Annotated in this window: 17 protein-coding genes and 1 tRNA gene; 9 read left to right on the top strand and 9 right to left on the bottom strand. The window is 69.7% G+C overall.

Annotation, left to right across the window (positions count from 1 at the left end; translation table 11 throughout):
- Positions 1 to 36: 36 nt before the first annotated feature.
- Entirely contained in the window at positions 37 to 1,086 is a 1,050-nt protein-coding gene (locus tag MFF26_RS01335; protein WP_137831483.1) for a class 1 fructose-bisphosphatase, read from the top strand.
- Between the two features lie 40 nt (positions 1,087 to 1,126).
- The gene (locus MFF26_RS01330) at positions 1,127 to 1,987 is read left to right on the top strand and encodes a phosphoribulokinase (RefSeq protein ID WP_137831484.1); all 861 of its coding nucleotides are present in this window, start codon (positions 1,127 to 1,129) and stop codon (positions 1,985 to 1,987) included.
- 236 nt (positions 1,988 to 2,223) lie between these two features.
- Here MFF26_RS01330 and MFF26_RS01325 read toward each other — a convergent pair.
- Together MFF26_RS01325 and MFF26_RS01320 are read right to left on the bottom strand one after the other, a co-directional pair.
- A tRNA-Arg gene (locus MFF26_RS01325) sits at positions 2,224 to 2,300 on the bottom strand.
- Between the two features lie 61 nt (positions 2,301 to 2,361).
- Positions 2,362 to 3,045 carry a GntR family transcriptional regulator gene (locus MFF26_RS01320; RefSeq protein WP_137831485.1) on the bottom strand — a complete coding sequence of 228 codons (684 nt, stop codon included), beginning with the start codon at positions 3,043 to 3,045 and terminating at the stop codon, positions 2,362 to 2,364.
- A 357-nt stretch (positions 3,046 to 3,402) separates the two neighbouring features.
- Here MFF26_RS01320 and frc point away from each other — a divergent pair, with 357 nt between their 5' ends.
- From frc to MFF26_RS01305, 3 genes are all read left to right on the top strand, one after another.
- Positions 3,403 to 4,680 (top strand): formyl-CoA transferase, encoded by a 1,278-nt coding sequence (gene frc / locus MFF26_RS01315; RefSeq protein WP_137831486.1) that lies wholly within the window; start codon positions 3,403 to 3,405, stop codon positions 4,678 to 4,680.
- Positions 4,681 to 4,796: 116 nt separating this feature from the next.
- Positions 4,797 to 4,955, top strand: coding sequence for a hypothetical protein (locus tag MFF26_RS01310; protein WP_171015591.1), 159 nt, complete (start codon positions 4,797 to 4,799; stop codon positions 4,953 to 4,955).
- A gap of 342 nt (positions 4,956 to 5,297) precedes the next feature.
- Complete coding sequence (locus MFF26_RS01305; RefSeq protein WP_137831487.1) at positions 5,298 to 5,480, top strand: hypothetical protein; 183 nt, start codon at positions 5,298 to 5,300, stop codon at positions 5,478 to 5,480.
- Here the strand turns inward: MFF26_RS01305 and MFF26_RS01300 are convergent.
- The 3 genes from MFF26_RS01300 to MFF26_RS01290 form a co-directional block, all read right to left on the bottom strand.
- Positions 5,462 to 5,614 (bottom strand): hypothetical protein, encoded by a 153-nt coding sequence (locus MFF26_RS01300; RefSeq protein WP_171015589.1) that lies wholly within the window; start codon positions 5,612 to 5,614, stop codon positions 5,462 to 5,464. The two genes, MFF26_RS01305 and MFF26_RS01300, sit on opposite strands and share 19 nt — an antisense overlap.
- Before the next feature lie 511 nt (positions 5,615 to 6,125).
- The gene (locus MFF26_RS26410) at positions 6,126 to 7,445 is read right to left on the bottom strand and encodes a DUF5666 domain-containing protein (protein WP_171015592.1); all 1,320 of its coding nucleotides are present in this window, start codon (positions 7,443 to 7,445) and stop codon (positions 6,126 to 6,128) included.
- Complete coding sequence (locus MFF26_RS01290) at positions 7,442 to 8,317, bottom strand: DUF6502 family protein (RefSeq protein WP_137831488.1); 876 nt, start codon at positions 8,315 to 8,317, stop codon at positions 7,442 to 7,444. The genes MFF26_RS26410 and MFF26_RS01290 overlap by 4 nt, the downstream gene beginning before the upstream one ends.
- 143 nt (positions 8,318 to 8,460) lie before the next feature.
- Here MFF26_RS01290 and MFF26_RS01285 point away from each other — a divergent pair, with 143 nt between their 5' ends.
- The 4 genes from MFF26_RS01285 to MFF26_RS01270 all read left to right on the top strand — a co-directional run bounded on the left by MFF26_RS01285 (position 8,461) and on the right by MFF26_RS01270 (position 10,241).
- Positions 8,461 to 8,682, top strand: a complete 222-nt coding sequence (locus tag MFF26_RS01285) for a hypothetical protein (protein ID WP_137831489.1) — start codon at positions 8,461 to 8,463, stop codon at positions 8,680 to 8,682.
- Positions 8,679 to 8,837, top strand: coding sequence for a hypothetical protein (locus MFF26_RS01280; protein ID WP_171015590.1), 159 nt, complete (start codon positions 8,679 to 8,681; stop codon positions 8,835 to 8,837). The genes MFF26_RS01285 and MFF26_RS01280 overlap by 4 nt, the downstream gene beginning before the upstream one ends.
- Before the next feature lie 49 nt (positions 8,838 to 8,886).
- Positions 8,887 to 9,624: an outer membrane protein gene (locus MFF26_RS01275; RefSeq protein ID WP_238307401.1), complete on the top strand. Its 738-nt coding sequence runs from the start codon at positions 8,887 to 8,889 to the stop codon at positions 9,622 to 9,624.
- 206 nt (positions 9,625 to 9,830) lie between these two features.
- Positions 9,831 to 10,241: a phospholipase A2 family protein gene (locus MFF26_RS01270; RefSeq protein WP_137831500.1), complete on the top strand. Its 411-nt coding sequence runs from the start codon at positions 9,831 to 9,833 to the stop codon at positions 10,239 to 10,241.
- Positions 10,242 to 10,279: 38 nt separating this feature from the next.
- Here the strand turns inward: MFF26_RS01270 and MFF26_RS01265 are convergent, their stop codons facing one another.
- The 4 genes from MFF26_RS01265 to MFF26_RS01250 form a co-directional block, all read right to left on the bottom strand.
- Positions 10,280 to 10,678, bottom strand: coding sequence for a DUF3775 domain-containing protein (locus MFF26_RS01265; RefSeq protein ID WP_137831491.1), 399 nt, complete (start codon positions 10,676 to 10,678; stop codon positions 10,280 to 10,282).
- Positions 10,679 to 11,175: 497 nt separating this feature from the next.
- Positions 11,176 to 11,757 (bottom strand): NUDIX domain-containing protein, encoded by a 582-nt coding sequence (locus tag MFF26_RS01260; RefSeq protein ID WP_137831492.1) that lies wholly within the window; start codon positions 11,755 to 11,757, stop codon positions 11,176 to 11,178.
- Between the two features lie 9 nt (positions 11,758 to 11,766).
- Positions 11,767 to 12,036 (bottom strand): sulfurtransferase TusA family protein, encoded by a 270-nt coding sequence (locus tag MFF26_RS01255; protein ID WP_238307400.1) that lies wholly within the window; start codon positions 12,034 to 12,036, stop codon positions 11,767 to 11,769.
- A gap of 77 nt (positions 12,037 to 12,113) precedes the next feature.
- Entirely contained in the window at positions 12,114 to 12,533 is a 420-nt protein-coding gene (locus MFF26_RS01250; protein ID WP_137831494.1) for a hypothetical protein, read from the bottom strand.
- Positions 12,534 to 12,542: the final 9 nt, after the last annotated feature.

Here is a 12,542-nt window from a genome sequence, read left to right as displayed (position 1 = left end):
TTCGCGCGGCGGTGACGGGAGCGAGCGCACAGACCGATGACGAAGCCGACCGGGTCATCCCTCGACGAGCATCTCGACGCCGAGGTCGCGCGCGACGCGAGCCTCGCCGATACCGCCGCGACGATCCGCGCGCTCGCGGCCGCCGCCATCGACGTGAGCGCGACCTGCGGGCGCGGTGCGCTCGCGGGCGATCTCGGCGCGCAGGGCGAGCACAACAGCGACGGCGACGTCCAGAAGGCGCTCGACGTCATCGCCCACAAGCGCTTCATGCAGGCGCTCGCCGAGGCGCCGGTGGCCGAGGTCGCCTCCGAGGAGGCCGACGACGTCGTGGTGCTGAACCCCGACGCGCCGCTGGCGGTGGCGATCGACCCCCTCGACGGCTCGTCCAACATCGCCGTCGGCATGGTGGTCGGCACCATCTTCGGCATCCGTCCGAAGGTGGCGGGCGGGGACGATCCCAATGCCTCGTTCAAGACGCCGGGCACCACCCAGACGGCCGCCGGCTTCGTCGTCTACGGCCCGGCCACCACCTTCGTGCTGACGCTGGGCAACGGCACCCGCATCTTCACCCTGGAGCGGGCCGAGGGCGTGTTCCGCCTCACCCATGACGCCCTGAAGGTCGTCCCGTCGGCCAACGAATACGCCATCAACGCCTCGAACGCCCGCCACTGGGATGGCCCGATCAAGGCCTTCATCGAGGATTGTCAGCGGGGCTCGGAAGGCCCGCGCGACCGCGACTTCAACATGCGCTGGACCGCGGCCCTGGTCGCCGACGCGCAGCGGGTGCTGATCCGCGGCGGGGTGTTCCTCTATCCGGGCGACAGCCGGAAGGGCTACGGCCAGGGTCGCCTGCGCCTCCTCTACGAGACCGCGCCGATGGCCTTCCTGATGGAGCAGGCGGGGGCCGCCGCCACCGACGGGCGCACCCGCGTCCTCGACCTCGTGGCGACGAAGATCCACGAGCGCTCGCCCCTGGTGTTCGGCTCGACCGAGGAAGTGGCCTGCGTGGCCACCTACTATGACGGGCGCCAGCCCGCCGCCGGCCGCTCGCCGCTGTTCGGCCAGCGCGGCCTGATGCGCAGCTAGCCGCCCCTTCGACGCGTCATCCCTTCAGTCTCGTAGCATCATGTCGGCGCGTCACCCCATCATCTCGGTCACCGGCTCCTCGGGAGCCGGCACCACCTCGGTCCGCAACACCTTCGAGCAGATCTTCCGCCGGGAAGATGTGAGCGCGGTGTATATCGAGGGCGACGGCTTCCACGCCTACGACCGCGACACGATGCGGGCGATGATGGCGCGGGAGCCGACGCTGAGCCATTTCGCCCCCCGCGCCAACCTCCTGCCGGAATTGGAGGAGGTGTTTCGGAGCTACGGCGAGAACGGCACCGGGCGCACGCGCCACTACGCCCACGACGCCCATGATGCGGCCCGCTACGGCATCCCGGAGGGCACCTTCTCCGACTGGGAGCCGTTCCAGCCCGGCTCCGACCTGCTGTTCTACGAGGGTCTGCACGGCTGCGTCGTCGACAACGCCGTTGACATCGCCCGCTACCCCGATCTCAAGATCGGCGTGGTGCCGGTAATCAACCTTGAATGGATTCAGAAGCTGCACCGGGACCGCTCGACCCGCGGCTACTCCACCGATGCCGTCACCGACGTGATCCTGCGGCGGATGCCCGATTACGTGCAGACGATCTGCCCGCAATTCTCGTGGACCGACATCAACTTCCAGCGGGTGCCGATGGTCGACACCTCGAACCCGTTCATCGCCCGCTGGATCCCCACCGCCGACGAGTCGATGGTGGTGATCCGCTTCAAGGATCCGAAGGGGATCGACTTCTCCTATCTCGTGTCGATGATCCACGACAGCTTCATGAGCCGGGCGAATTCCATCGTGATCCCCGGCGGCAAGCTCGACCTCGCCATGCAGCTGATCCTGACGCCGATCATCATGCAGCTCGTCGAACGGCGGCGCCGGCTCGCCTGACGGTCTCGCGCCGGCCGGCGCGCGAACCCAGCGCCGCCTCCGCCCGATCAGGCTCCCGCTGCGGCAGCGCCCGTTCGCGCATGGTCCCCGCGCAGGATGCTGCCGGCCAAGGCGCCGGTCCTTGGTGCCGGGCAGTCCGGCGAGGGCTGCGGATCCGGACCGGGCGTCGCCATCGCACCCGGCTCGGCTGCACATGGAAAAACCCGCCAAGTCTCGCGACCGGCGGGTTGAATCTCTGGCGACCCCGGTAGGGCTCGAACCTACGACCTGCCGCTTAGAAGGCGGCTGCTCTATCCAGCTGAGCTACGGAGTCGGGGCGCCGGGTTCAGAAGCCACGGGAGCCGCCGCCGGTCAAGCGACGGCCCGAAAACGCGTCAGTCGAGATGGTTGCCGTAGCGCTCCACATGGGCGGCGAGGCCCAGGCCGTGCTCGCGCACGAGGCGCTCGGCGAGGTCGGCGTTGCGAGCCTCCAGCGCCTCGATGATGCGCACGTGCTCCCGGATCGATTCCGAGGCGCGGTCGCCCTGGCGCAGGGCCGTGTTGCGGATGCCGCGCACATGGACCAGCAGGTTGCCGCACAGATCCTGGATCACCGCGCAGCCGCCGAGCCGGATGATCTTCTGATGGAAGCGGATATTGGCCTCCGAGTACTCATCGAGATGGTCCGACGGGCGGCCCTCGAAGAATTCGGGGAAGGAGCGGCGCAGGCAAGCGAGATCCTCGTCGGGCGCGTTGGCGCAGGCGAGCCGGGCCGCCATGCTCTCCAGGGCCGCCCAAGCCTGGATCATGCCGACGATCTCGCGCTTGGTCTTCTTGACGACGAACACGCCGCGCCGCGGCTCGTTGCGCACGAAGCCTTCCTGCTCCAGCACCGTCAGCGCCTCGCGGATCGGCGTGCGCGAGACGCCGAGCGTCTGCGACAGGCCGCGCTCGTCGAGACGGACGTCGCCGGTCGCGCCGTAGATGTCCATGTTGGTGATGGCCGATTTCAGCGCCTCGTAGGCCAGCGTTCGCAGGCTGGTGGCGGGCACGATCGGCTTGATCGAGAGATTTTCCATCGCGTCCGATTCGACCTTGCGTCCGAGGGGATGCCGTCCGGGCGGGGAGGGCCGCGCGGGTCAAGCTTGTCGCCTCCTGATGTGGAACACAAGAAGACGATTGTCACGAGTCGCGGCGTGCTCCGGCTTGTGCGCAGCTTTGCGTCCGGCGCAGCCCCCGCCTCCGATTTGTTGACGTCTGGCATCTGGTATGCCAGAAACCACGGACGAAGTCGACAGCCGTCGCATTCGTCGGACGCGGGCCAGGGGCCTGCCAACCGGCGGCGCCAGGGGCGGACTTCGCGCAACGGTACGCGGGGCGACGCCATCGCCTCCCGGACCGGGATCGATAAGAAGCTTCTGGGAGGAGACCTCGCGATGGGCAAGGCTCTCGACGGCGTGCGCATCCTCGATTTCACGCATGTCCAGTCCGGTCCGACCTGCACGCAGCTGCTCGCGTGGTTCGGAGCCGACGTGATCAAGGTCGAGCGCCCGGGGGCGGGCGACGCGACCCGCCAGCAGCTCCAGGACATTCCGGGCGTGGACAGCCTCTATTTCACGATGCTGAACCACAACAAGCGCTCGATCACGCTGGACGCCAAGACCCCGAAGGGCAACGAGATCCTGTGGCGGCTGATCGGCGAGTGCGACGTGCTTGTGGAGAATTTCGCGCCCGGAGCCCTGGACCGGATGGGCCTGACCTGGGCCAAGCTGCAGGCCGCCAATCCCGGTCTGATCCTCGCCTCGGTCAAGGGCTTCGGTCCGGGCCGCTACCAGGATTGCAAGGTCTACGAGAACGTCGCCCAATGCGCGGGCGGCGCCGCCTCCACCACCGGCTGGCGCGACGGGCTGCCGATGGTCTCGGGCGCGCAGATCGGCGATTCCGGCACCGGCCTGCATCTGGCGCTCGGCATCGTCACGGCCCTCTACCAGCGCACGCAGACCGGAAAGGGCCAGCGGGTCGACTGCGCCATGCAGGACGGGGTGCTCAACCTGTGCCGGGTGAAGCTGCGCGACCAGCAGCGCCTCGGCGAGGGCCCGCTGATGGAATACAGCCAGTACGGCGAGGGCGTGCCCTTCGGCGATGCCGTGCCGCGGGCCGGCAACGATTCCGGCGGCGGCCAGCCCGGACGCATCCTCAAATGCAAGGGATGGGAGCAGGACCCGAACGCCTACATCTACTTCATCACGCAGGGCGCGGTCTGGGGCCCGATCTGCGACATCATCGGCGAACCAGACTGGAAGACCGATCCGGCCTACGCGACGCCCAAGGCGCGGCTGCCGCATCTCAACGAGATCTTCACCCGCATCGAAGCCTGGACGATGAAGCACGACAAGTTCGAGGCGATGGAGATCCTCAACGCCTATGACATTCCGTGCGGCCCCATCCTGTCGATGCGCGAGATCGCCGAGGACGAGGCGCTGCGGGCCAACGGCACCGTGGTTGAAGTCGATCATCCGACCCGCGGGCGCCATCTCACCGTCGGCAACCCGATCAAGCTCTCGGAAAGCCCGACCGAGGTGACCCGCGCGCCGCTGCTCGGCGAGCATACCGACGAGATCCTGCGCGAGGTGCTGGGCTGTTCGGATGCCGAGATCGGCGAGATCTTCGGCTCGGGCGCCGTCGGTGCCGTCCACCGCATCGCCGCGGAATAAGTCCGCAATCGGCCCGCGGGGATCGTATTCGCCGCCCCGCGCCCCATATCTCGAATAACCCTCCGCGCAATCCGGTGCCTTGGGCAGTGAACTCGGGCAGCGAAGCGGAGGCTCTTATGGCGAACACGAACAACAACGGCACAGCGCAATCGGTCACGACCAAGGATTTCAACGAGCGCGTCAAGCGGACCTTGGTCGACAAGCTCGATCCGCAACCGAAGGCGAAGCCGGCTCCGCGCCGCTTCCGCACCACGGCACCCGTCGCCGCCGACTGAGCCGATCCTCGGCGTCGTATTGCCAAACCCGATAGCGGCCGCGTCTGTCTTCGATGACGCGGACCGCGCCGGGGGCTGGTCGACGCCGGGCTACCTTCTTCGATGAGGCCGTGACGCCGACCCGTTCACGCCAGCCTTCTCGGATCGCACGTGTTCTCTCAGGCTTTGTTTGGCTCCCAAGAATTCTTGAGAGCAGCCGCCTACGCGACAGCAATCGGTGACCGGTTTTACGGTTGGAACTTGACTTCCCTATCCGCTGGTATACCAGATACCAAAAGGTTGCGGAGCCTGACTCGGTCTCGGATCAGTCAGCGCCCCGACGCGGCAAGGGGAGGACCGGCGATGTCCGACGACGCTCTGGCCTATCTGGTGGAAGCCTTCGGGCACGTGACCGACGCCGAGTTGCAGCGCTTCCTCGACACCACACCCGTCATTCCGCAGCCATCGTCCGATCTTCGCGAACCCGTTTTCGCGGGCGCGATCCTGGTCGAGAGCCCCGAAGTGATTCAGGCCGCCCGGGCGTAGTTTTCGCTGGGATCGGCGGCGTCGCGAGCGGGGAGGTCCGGCTCCTGAATCGTCAGCCGGTCGGCCAAAGTCACGACGGCAAGGCACTGAAGCGCGAACAGGAAGGTGAGGGCCGCGAGCCAGGTGGCGAGCATGGGTATCTCCCGAGCAATGCTGCACTGCAGCTAAACGGAGATATGGCCTGCGTTCGTGGATATGAAGTACAAAATACCAGATGCCACCATGCGCTCGGTGCATGCCGATCGCCTTTGAACCCTCCGCCAATGGCCGACCCGTCGGTCGATAGGTGTCACGCGCGACCCGTCAGCCGCTCGCTCACCGCTCAATCGGCAACGGTCGATGACGATGCTCTGTACGAGAGCGACATGAGCGCTGCCGCGCTTCCGAAATCCATCGGCGGGTCAGGAGCGGGTCGAAACTGACCTGCCACTAAGATCGCGCCTCGTCCCTGCTCGGGCACCGTGATGACCGATTAGGGACTTGGCCTAGCCCGGGGGAACTCGCCCGCGCCGGCCACCACGATCGCGGTGCGACAAGGAGCGCGATCGCGAGCGTCGTTCCGCCCCGTTTCCCGTCGCATCCGATGGGAGGGAGCCGCTTCTCGTATCCGTCGCCGGGCGGATCGACGAACGAACATGGGATCGGTCAGCGGGGGCCGCCCCCGCCGAAGCCGCCGGGCCCACCGCCGCCGCCGAAGCTTCCCGGCCCACCGCCGAAGCCGCCGGGGCCGCCCCTCCCGAATCCGCCGGGACGAGCACCCCCGATCCCGGATGGGCCGTCGAACCCACCCGGAGCAGGGCTGCCGAAGCCGCCGGGAGATTGTCCTGGGGCCGGCCGCGTGTCGATCGGATAACCGCCGGGCCCGAAGCCGGGCCCGGCGCCGCCGCGGCCCGGGCCGACGCCGCCGGACGGATCGCGGCCGCCGGGGCGTAGGGACGGTGCCGCGTCCCCGCCGGGGCGGCCGCCCGCCGGCCCGTGTTCCGGGCGGGCGCCGCCGGGTTGGCCCGTGCCCGCCGGTCCGGTCCCCGAGCGCGGTGCGCCATCGCCGCGCACGGCTTCGGCCCTCATCCGTCCGTCCCGGGCAAGGCCCGCCTCGATCACCGTCGGCCCGGCACCGGGCTGCGGACCCGCGCGCCCCGCCATGGTGAGGCCCGAGCCAAGGCGCGTGCCGCCGCCGCCGGGCACGACGTACCCTTCCACCGAAGCGCGGGCGAGGCCACCCGGGAACGGCCGACTGAGGTCGCGGGCCGAGGTGACGGAAAATCCTGCTCCCGTGGGCTGGCCCTCGACGAGGACGCGCCGTCCCGCGAGCCCGGTCTTGAGCCCCTCCAGCACGAGCCCGCCGATGCGCATCGTCCCATCGGCGCCGCGCCGCGCCGGCCCGGCGACCCGGTCCGGCCCGTCGGGTCTGGGCTCGATCAGGCTCGCCACGATCGTGCCGTCGCCCCGGCGCTGGCCGCTGACCGCGACCCGCGTGCCCACGGCGAAGGATGGCTGCGCTGGCAGCCCGGCGGTCGAGACCGCCTGCCCGAGCACCGTCAGGCGGCCGGGCGCGCTCGCCTCGATCGGGCCGACCACCTCGCTCGTCACCGCGATGGCCCGCGTGGTCAGTCCGCCTTCGGGACCGCGGGCGACGACGCGCACGACGTGACCGATCCGGAGATCGGCAGCACGGGCCGCGCGACCATCGATGGTCACGCGCACGTCCGGTGGGTAGGCGATCCGCAATCCGTTGACCACGATGGAGCCGAACCGACGGATCGTGCCGATCACGCCCGTCCCGCCGATGCCGCGGTCGCCGCTCGGAAGCTCGGCCTCGTCGGGGCGCGCCCCGGTGCCGCCGATGCCGCGATCCTGCGGGGCCTCGCCGCCGGTCTGGCCCCGCGCCGGTCGCTGCCATCCGAGTGCGGTGACCGCCAGCAGCGTCAGAAGCCCGCGCCGGGTCGGATGCGAGGGACGGCTCAAGGCGTGCGGCCTCGCTCGACCTGGGCCGGATCCGGTGTTTCGGCGCCGGGCGGCGCCACCGCCTCGCGATAGATGTAGATGCCGAAATTCCAGCGGTGGCGGCCGCCCGCATCCTCGGCGCAGGCCGTGTGCGCCTCGGCATTGGCCTGCTTCAGCGCCTCCATGGCGATCTCCCGCGCCCGTTCCTCCAGGCGCGCGGCGAGCCCGTCGGAGAGGCCGTCGTAATGCACGGCGCGCTCGAAGAAACGGGGGGAAGGGCCCACGACGTTCTCGACCGCCGCGGCGAGGTGGTCGTGGAGGTTGCGCCCGAAATAGTAGAGCTGCGGCTCGCCTCCGCCGCGGGGCAGGTAGGCGGCCTCGAGGAGCTGCACCCGGCCCGCCTCGTCGAGCGCGGCCACGCCCCGATCGAGCCATTCGTCCAGGACCGCACGCGGACGCACGTCCTTCGTTACGCTCGCGACCAAGCTCTCGAAGGACGGTGCGCCGCCCTCCGCGGTGCGGGGCAGCGGCAGGGGACGCCCGGCCGGATCGGTGAAGTCCGGTGCGGCGAGCCAGCGGGCGATGATCCGGCTCGTCCGCGAGACAGTGGCCGGCACCGGGCTCACCGGTGCGCCCGCGCCGCGCAGGCGCCGCACCTCCTTGCGGTGGATGCCGGTCAGCAGGCTCACCCGGCTATCGGTCTGCTCCTTGCCGGGTAGGGCGAAATCATACTCGGCCACGTTCACGTAGAGTTCGCGCAGCAGGTTCGTCAGGGCCGGAAACGTGATTCCGCGCTGAACCAGAAGGCGCACGAGGGGCCGCAGCAGACGGGCTACCGGCCCGTGCAAGGCGCTGCCGTCCGCGCTCGGAACAGGATCGGTCGGCTCTGACATCGGCCGAACCTACCGACTTCGCTGTGGGACACAATCCCACGAGGTGCGCCCCCACACGCTTGCCAACCGATTCCGCGTTGACGTGGGATTTTTGCACACGCATATTTTCGTGGTCAATTTTCCCACAAACCCAGAGCGACACGATGATTGAGTTGAGACCGCGTCTCGCCTCGGGCGAGCCGCCCCTGGTGATCGGATCCGTGTCGCGCCCCCTCCGCGACGGCTCGCTGCGCCCGCTGCTTCGCGGCTTGGTGTTCCTGGCTGCGATCGGTCTGTCCGCTCTCGGGCCGCTGGCCGCCAGCATCGTCTCGGACGCGCGTCCCGACGCGGGGCGCCATGCCCGCCTCGCGGAGTTGGCCCGATGAGGTCCGCCGCCCTCACCGGAATGTCCGCCGGTGCCCGCCCCATGCCTCGCTTCGACGACCGCGAGCCCTGCGGCGGCGAGACCGTGATCGATCTCGCGCTGTGCCTGATCCTAGCCTTCGCCGTGGTCGGCCTGCTGCTCCTGGCAGCGCTCTGAGCCCCACGCCCGGACTCCCAGAAGACGAAATCCGAAGGACATCGCGCGCATGACCCGAATCCGACGCACGACCCTCCCGACCCTGGCCGGACTTCTCTTCGCCGGCGGGGCGTCCGCCGCCGATCTACCGCCGCGCGCAGCACCCCCGCCGCCGCCGATCCCGCCGGCCTTCACCTGGACGGGCTTCTACATCGGCGCCAATGCCGGTTACGGCTTCCGCGGGGGAGCTTCGACCTTCAGCGATGCCACATACGGCAGCGTCACGGAGGCCAAATCCGGCAATGGCTTCGTCGGCGGTGGACAGGTCGGCTACAATTATCAGTTCACGCCGGGCTCTGGCCTCGTTCTCGGTGCCGAGGCGGATTTCCAGGGCACCACGTTCGGCCGCCGCGGTGACGGCACGCTCGGCACGACGCCCTATTACGGCGTCTCGCCGAGCCTCGATTGGTTCGGCACCGTGCGCGGACGCGTCGGCTACGCCTTCGACCGCTGGCTCGTCTACGGCACCGGTGGCGTCGCCTATGGCGGCGGCAGCGCCTCGTCCTACGCCGCCGCCTATCCCTACACCCTCCCGGACACGACCCGGCTCGGATACGCCGTCGGCGGCGGCGTCGAGTACGCTCTGACCGACAAGGTGTCGGTCAAGGTCGAGGGCCTCTATGTCGATCTCGGAAAGCGCAGCCCCGGCGCCACGGTCTACGACGCGACGGTGCCCGCTTATTACGGCACCGGCCGCTCCGAATCCGGCTTCGGCCTCGTGCGCGGAGGTTTGAACTGGCGCTTCTGATCTTTCTCGCGAACGACGTCGCCATCGGGCGCTGCGACGGGGGCGACGGGTGCCGAAATGAACCAGAGCCGCGAAAAACCGTTGAAATCGCTCAGTCGGCCCCTCGGCGATGGCGAAGGCCGCGCCGTCCGGTGGCGGCGAGGGGAGCGTTTCGAACGGAGAAGACGACTTTGACCATTCCCTCATTGCACCGCGCGGCCCGGCGGATGTCCCTCGTGGCCGGGCTCTCGGCTGCCCTCGTCGGTGTTCCGCTCGCGGCGTCCGCCCAGGATCTGGCGGCGACGCAGGCTCCGGACGTCGAGCTTCCGGCCGGGCCGGATCTCGGCAAGGGCCTCGGCAAGGGTCTGCCCAAGGGTGCGCTGGTGTTCCACGGCAATTATTGCGGCCCCGGCAGTCGCGGCGCCGGCCTGCCGCCCGTCGACGCCCTCGACCGGGCGTGCATGCATCACGATGCCTGCTCACCCCCGGTCGGCCAGGGCCTGCCGTCCTGCGCCTGCAACGACCAACTGGAGCGTGAGGCGTCGCTCATCGCCCACACGCCCCGGATCCGCGACGATCTGCGCACAACTGCCGAGTTCGTCGCCGTCGGTGCCAAGGTCATGGCCTGCGAGCCCTGACGCGAAGGGCCGGACGCAGCAAGCGCCCGGCCTCCCCATCACGCCTCGGGGGTCTCCATCGCGATCCCGAGGCTGTCGAGACCTTCTTCGAGAAGGGCAGCGGCGTCCGGTGTGCCGAGCAGTTCGCGCACGGGGCTGTCGCCCGCCTCCTCGCGCTCCTTGGCCATGCGGACGGCCTCGCCCCATTCCGCCGCCTCCAGATCGCCGCGCCCGATATAGAGCAGGGCGATCAGGTTGCTCCGCTCGTCCTCGTTGAGACCGACCACCATGGAGCGGATTTCCTGCTCGGTCGCATCGTCGGTGCCGCCGACGAGCACGTCCGTGGCGCCGTCGTCGATCGGGTTCGAGCCCGAATCCGGGTCGGTCGCTCCCTCTTTCGCCTCGACCGCCCGCAGCCGCAGGATAATCTCGGTGACCTTGTCGAGGGCGATGTCCATATCCGACTCCAACTGAGGGTTCTCTCGCCGCCGCGCCCACACCATCGGGCGCGCGGTCGCGCACGCAGTGAACCCCGAAAGGCCACCTCCGGTTCGAGCTGTTGTCGCGGATGCGGCGAGGCGCGCAGCCCTCAGGCGGCGGCCTGTCGCGGAGTCAGTCGCGCTTCGATGCGAGTTCTTCGGCGCGCCGATGCCACATCAGCATCAGGCCGGAGACGATGAGCCAGGGACACGCGATCCCGATGAAGAACAACATGAGCGTCTCCCAGGCGGCGGGCGCTGTTCTCAGGGGTCGCCGGCCCGGCTTCGCGCCGGAGGCGGCGACGGCCTGCTGCCCTGTTCCGCTTCGAGGATGATAGCCGGCGCTGCCCTTCCGGCAAGGCTTGCGACGGCATAAAGTCCGCGCAGCGATCCTTCGGTTTCACGGTTTGCGCTTCGGGCGTCCGTCTTCATCCCGGGGCCACGCGGCAGGACCCGGTTACACCTCCCGACGCCGATCAGCCGAACAGATCCGGCCGTCGCAGGCGCAGGGCCAGGACCAGGGTGTAGGTCTTCATGTCGGCGAGTTGCCCCGCATCGGCCAGGGCGGCGAGGTCGGCCAGCGGCATTTCCGTGACGGTGATGCCCTCGTGTTCCTCCGCGAGGCCGCCGCCCGCGCCCGTGCGGTCGGCTTCCGTGTAGGGGCCGAGATACAGGTGCATCCGTTCGGTCGAGACGCCGGGCATGGTCCACACCGTTGCCACCGGCTCCAGGTGGCCGAGCTGCAATCCGGTTTCCTCGTAGGCTTCGCGCCGGGCACCCTCCTGGGGGTCGGCCTCGTCGAGGAGACCGGCGGGCGCTTCCAGCAACTCGGGCAGGGCGGCGGCGAAGAAGGGGGGCGTCCGGAACTGGCGGATCACCACGGCGACCCGGCGCGCCGCATCGTAGGGCAGCACGCAGACCGCCTCGCCGTGATCCTCGATTTCGCGGGTGACCTCGTGCCCGTCCGGCAGGGTGACCTCCGCGATCAGGAAGCTCGCCCAGCCGTCATGGACGGTGCGGGTTCCGCGGATTTTCGGGGGCGCACTGTCGGGGGGCATGGCGTCTCCTCAGGTCGATGTCCCGCCTGGAGCCGGGCGGCGGATCGTGAAGCGGAAGGCGGCGCCGTCCCGCTCCTGCGCCTCGAGCAAGCCGCCTTCCTCGCGCACGGCATGGGGAATGTCGATGCCCGCGAGCGGATCGGTGCAGGTGACGACGAGCCGCCGCCCCGGTGCCAGAACCCGCAGGGCCTTGCGCGTGCGCAGAGCGGGCAGAGGGCATTTCAGCCCGCTGAGGTCGAGGGCGATCGGGAAATTGGGGGAGGGCGGGGCGTCGGACATCGCCCTCGGCCCATAACACGGCGAAGGCCCCGCCGGCGCGTGCCGACGGGGCCTTCGATGCTTCAGGTCTGGCGGTCTTACCAGCCGTAGCCGTATCCGCCGTAATAGCCGCCATAGGCCGGGTAGCCGTACCCGCCATAGCCCCCGTAATAGACCGGCCGGGCATAGCCGTAGCCGCCATATCCGTAGGCCGGGTAGCCGTATCCGCCGTAATAGCCGTAGCGCGGGGCCGCGCTCGCCGCGAGGGCGCCGCCGATCAGGCCCAGCGCCGCGCCGGCGAACAGCGCGCCGCCGACATTGCTGCGACGGCGATAGCCGTAGCCGCCCCCGTAATAGCCCCGGCGCCAACCGACATGGTCGACATTGGTCTTGGTCCCGCCGACGAGGTCGCCCGTCAGCGCCGGCAGCGGCGCGGCCTGGACGGGGGCGGTTCCGACGACGGCCAAACCGGTGGTGGCGAGGCCGGCCAGCATCAGGGTGGTGATGCGCGACGACATGGGTACCTT

Source organism: Methylorubrum suomiense (genome assembly GCF_022179765.1).
GTDB lineage: Bacteria > Pseudomonadota > Alphaproteobacteria > Rhizobiales > Beijerinckiaceae > Methylobacterium > Methylobacterium suomiense.
The sequence above is the reverse complement of the archived record's forward strand: the minus strand, read 5'-3'. Positions and strand labels throughout refer to the sequence as shown.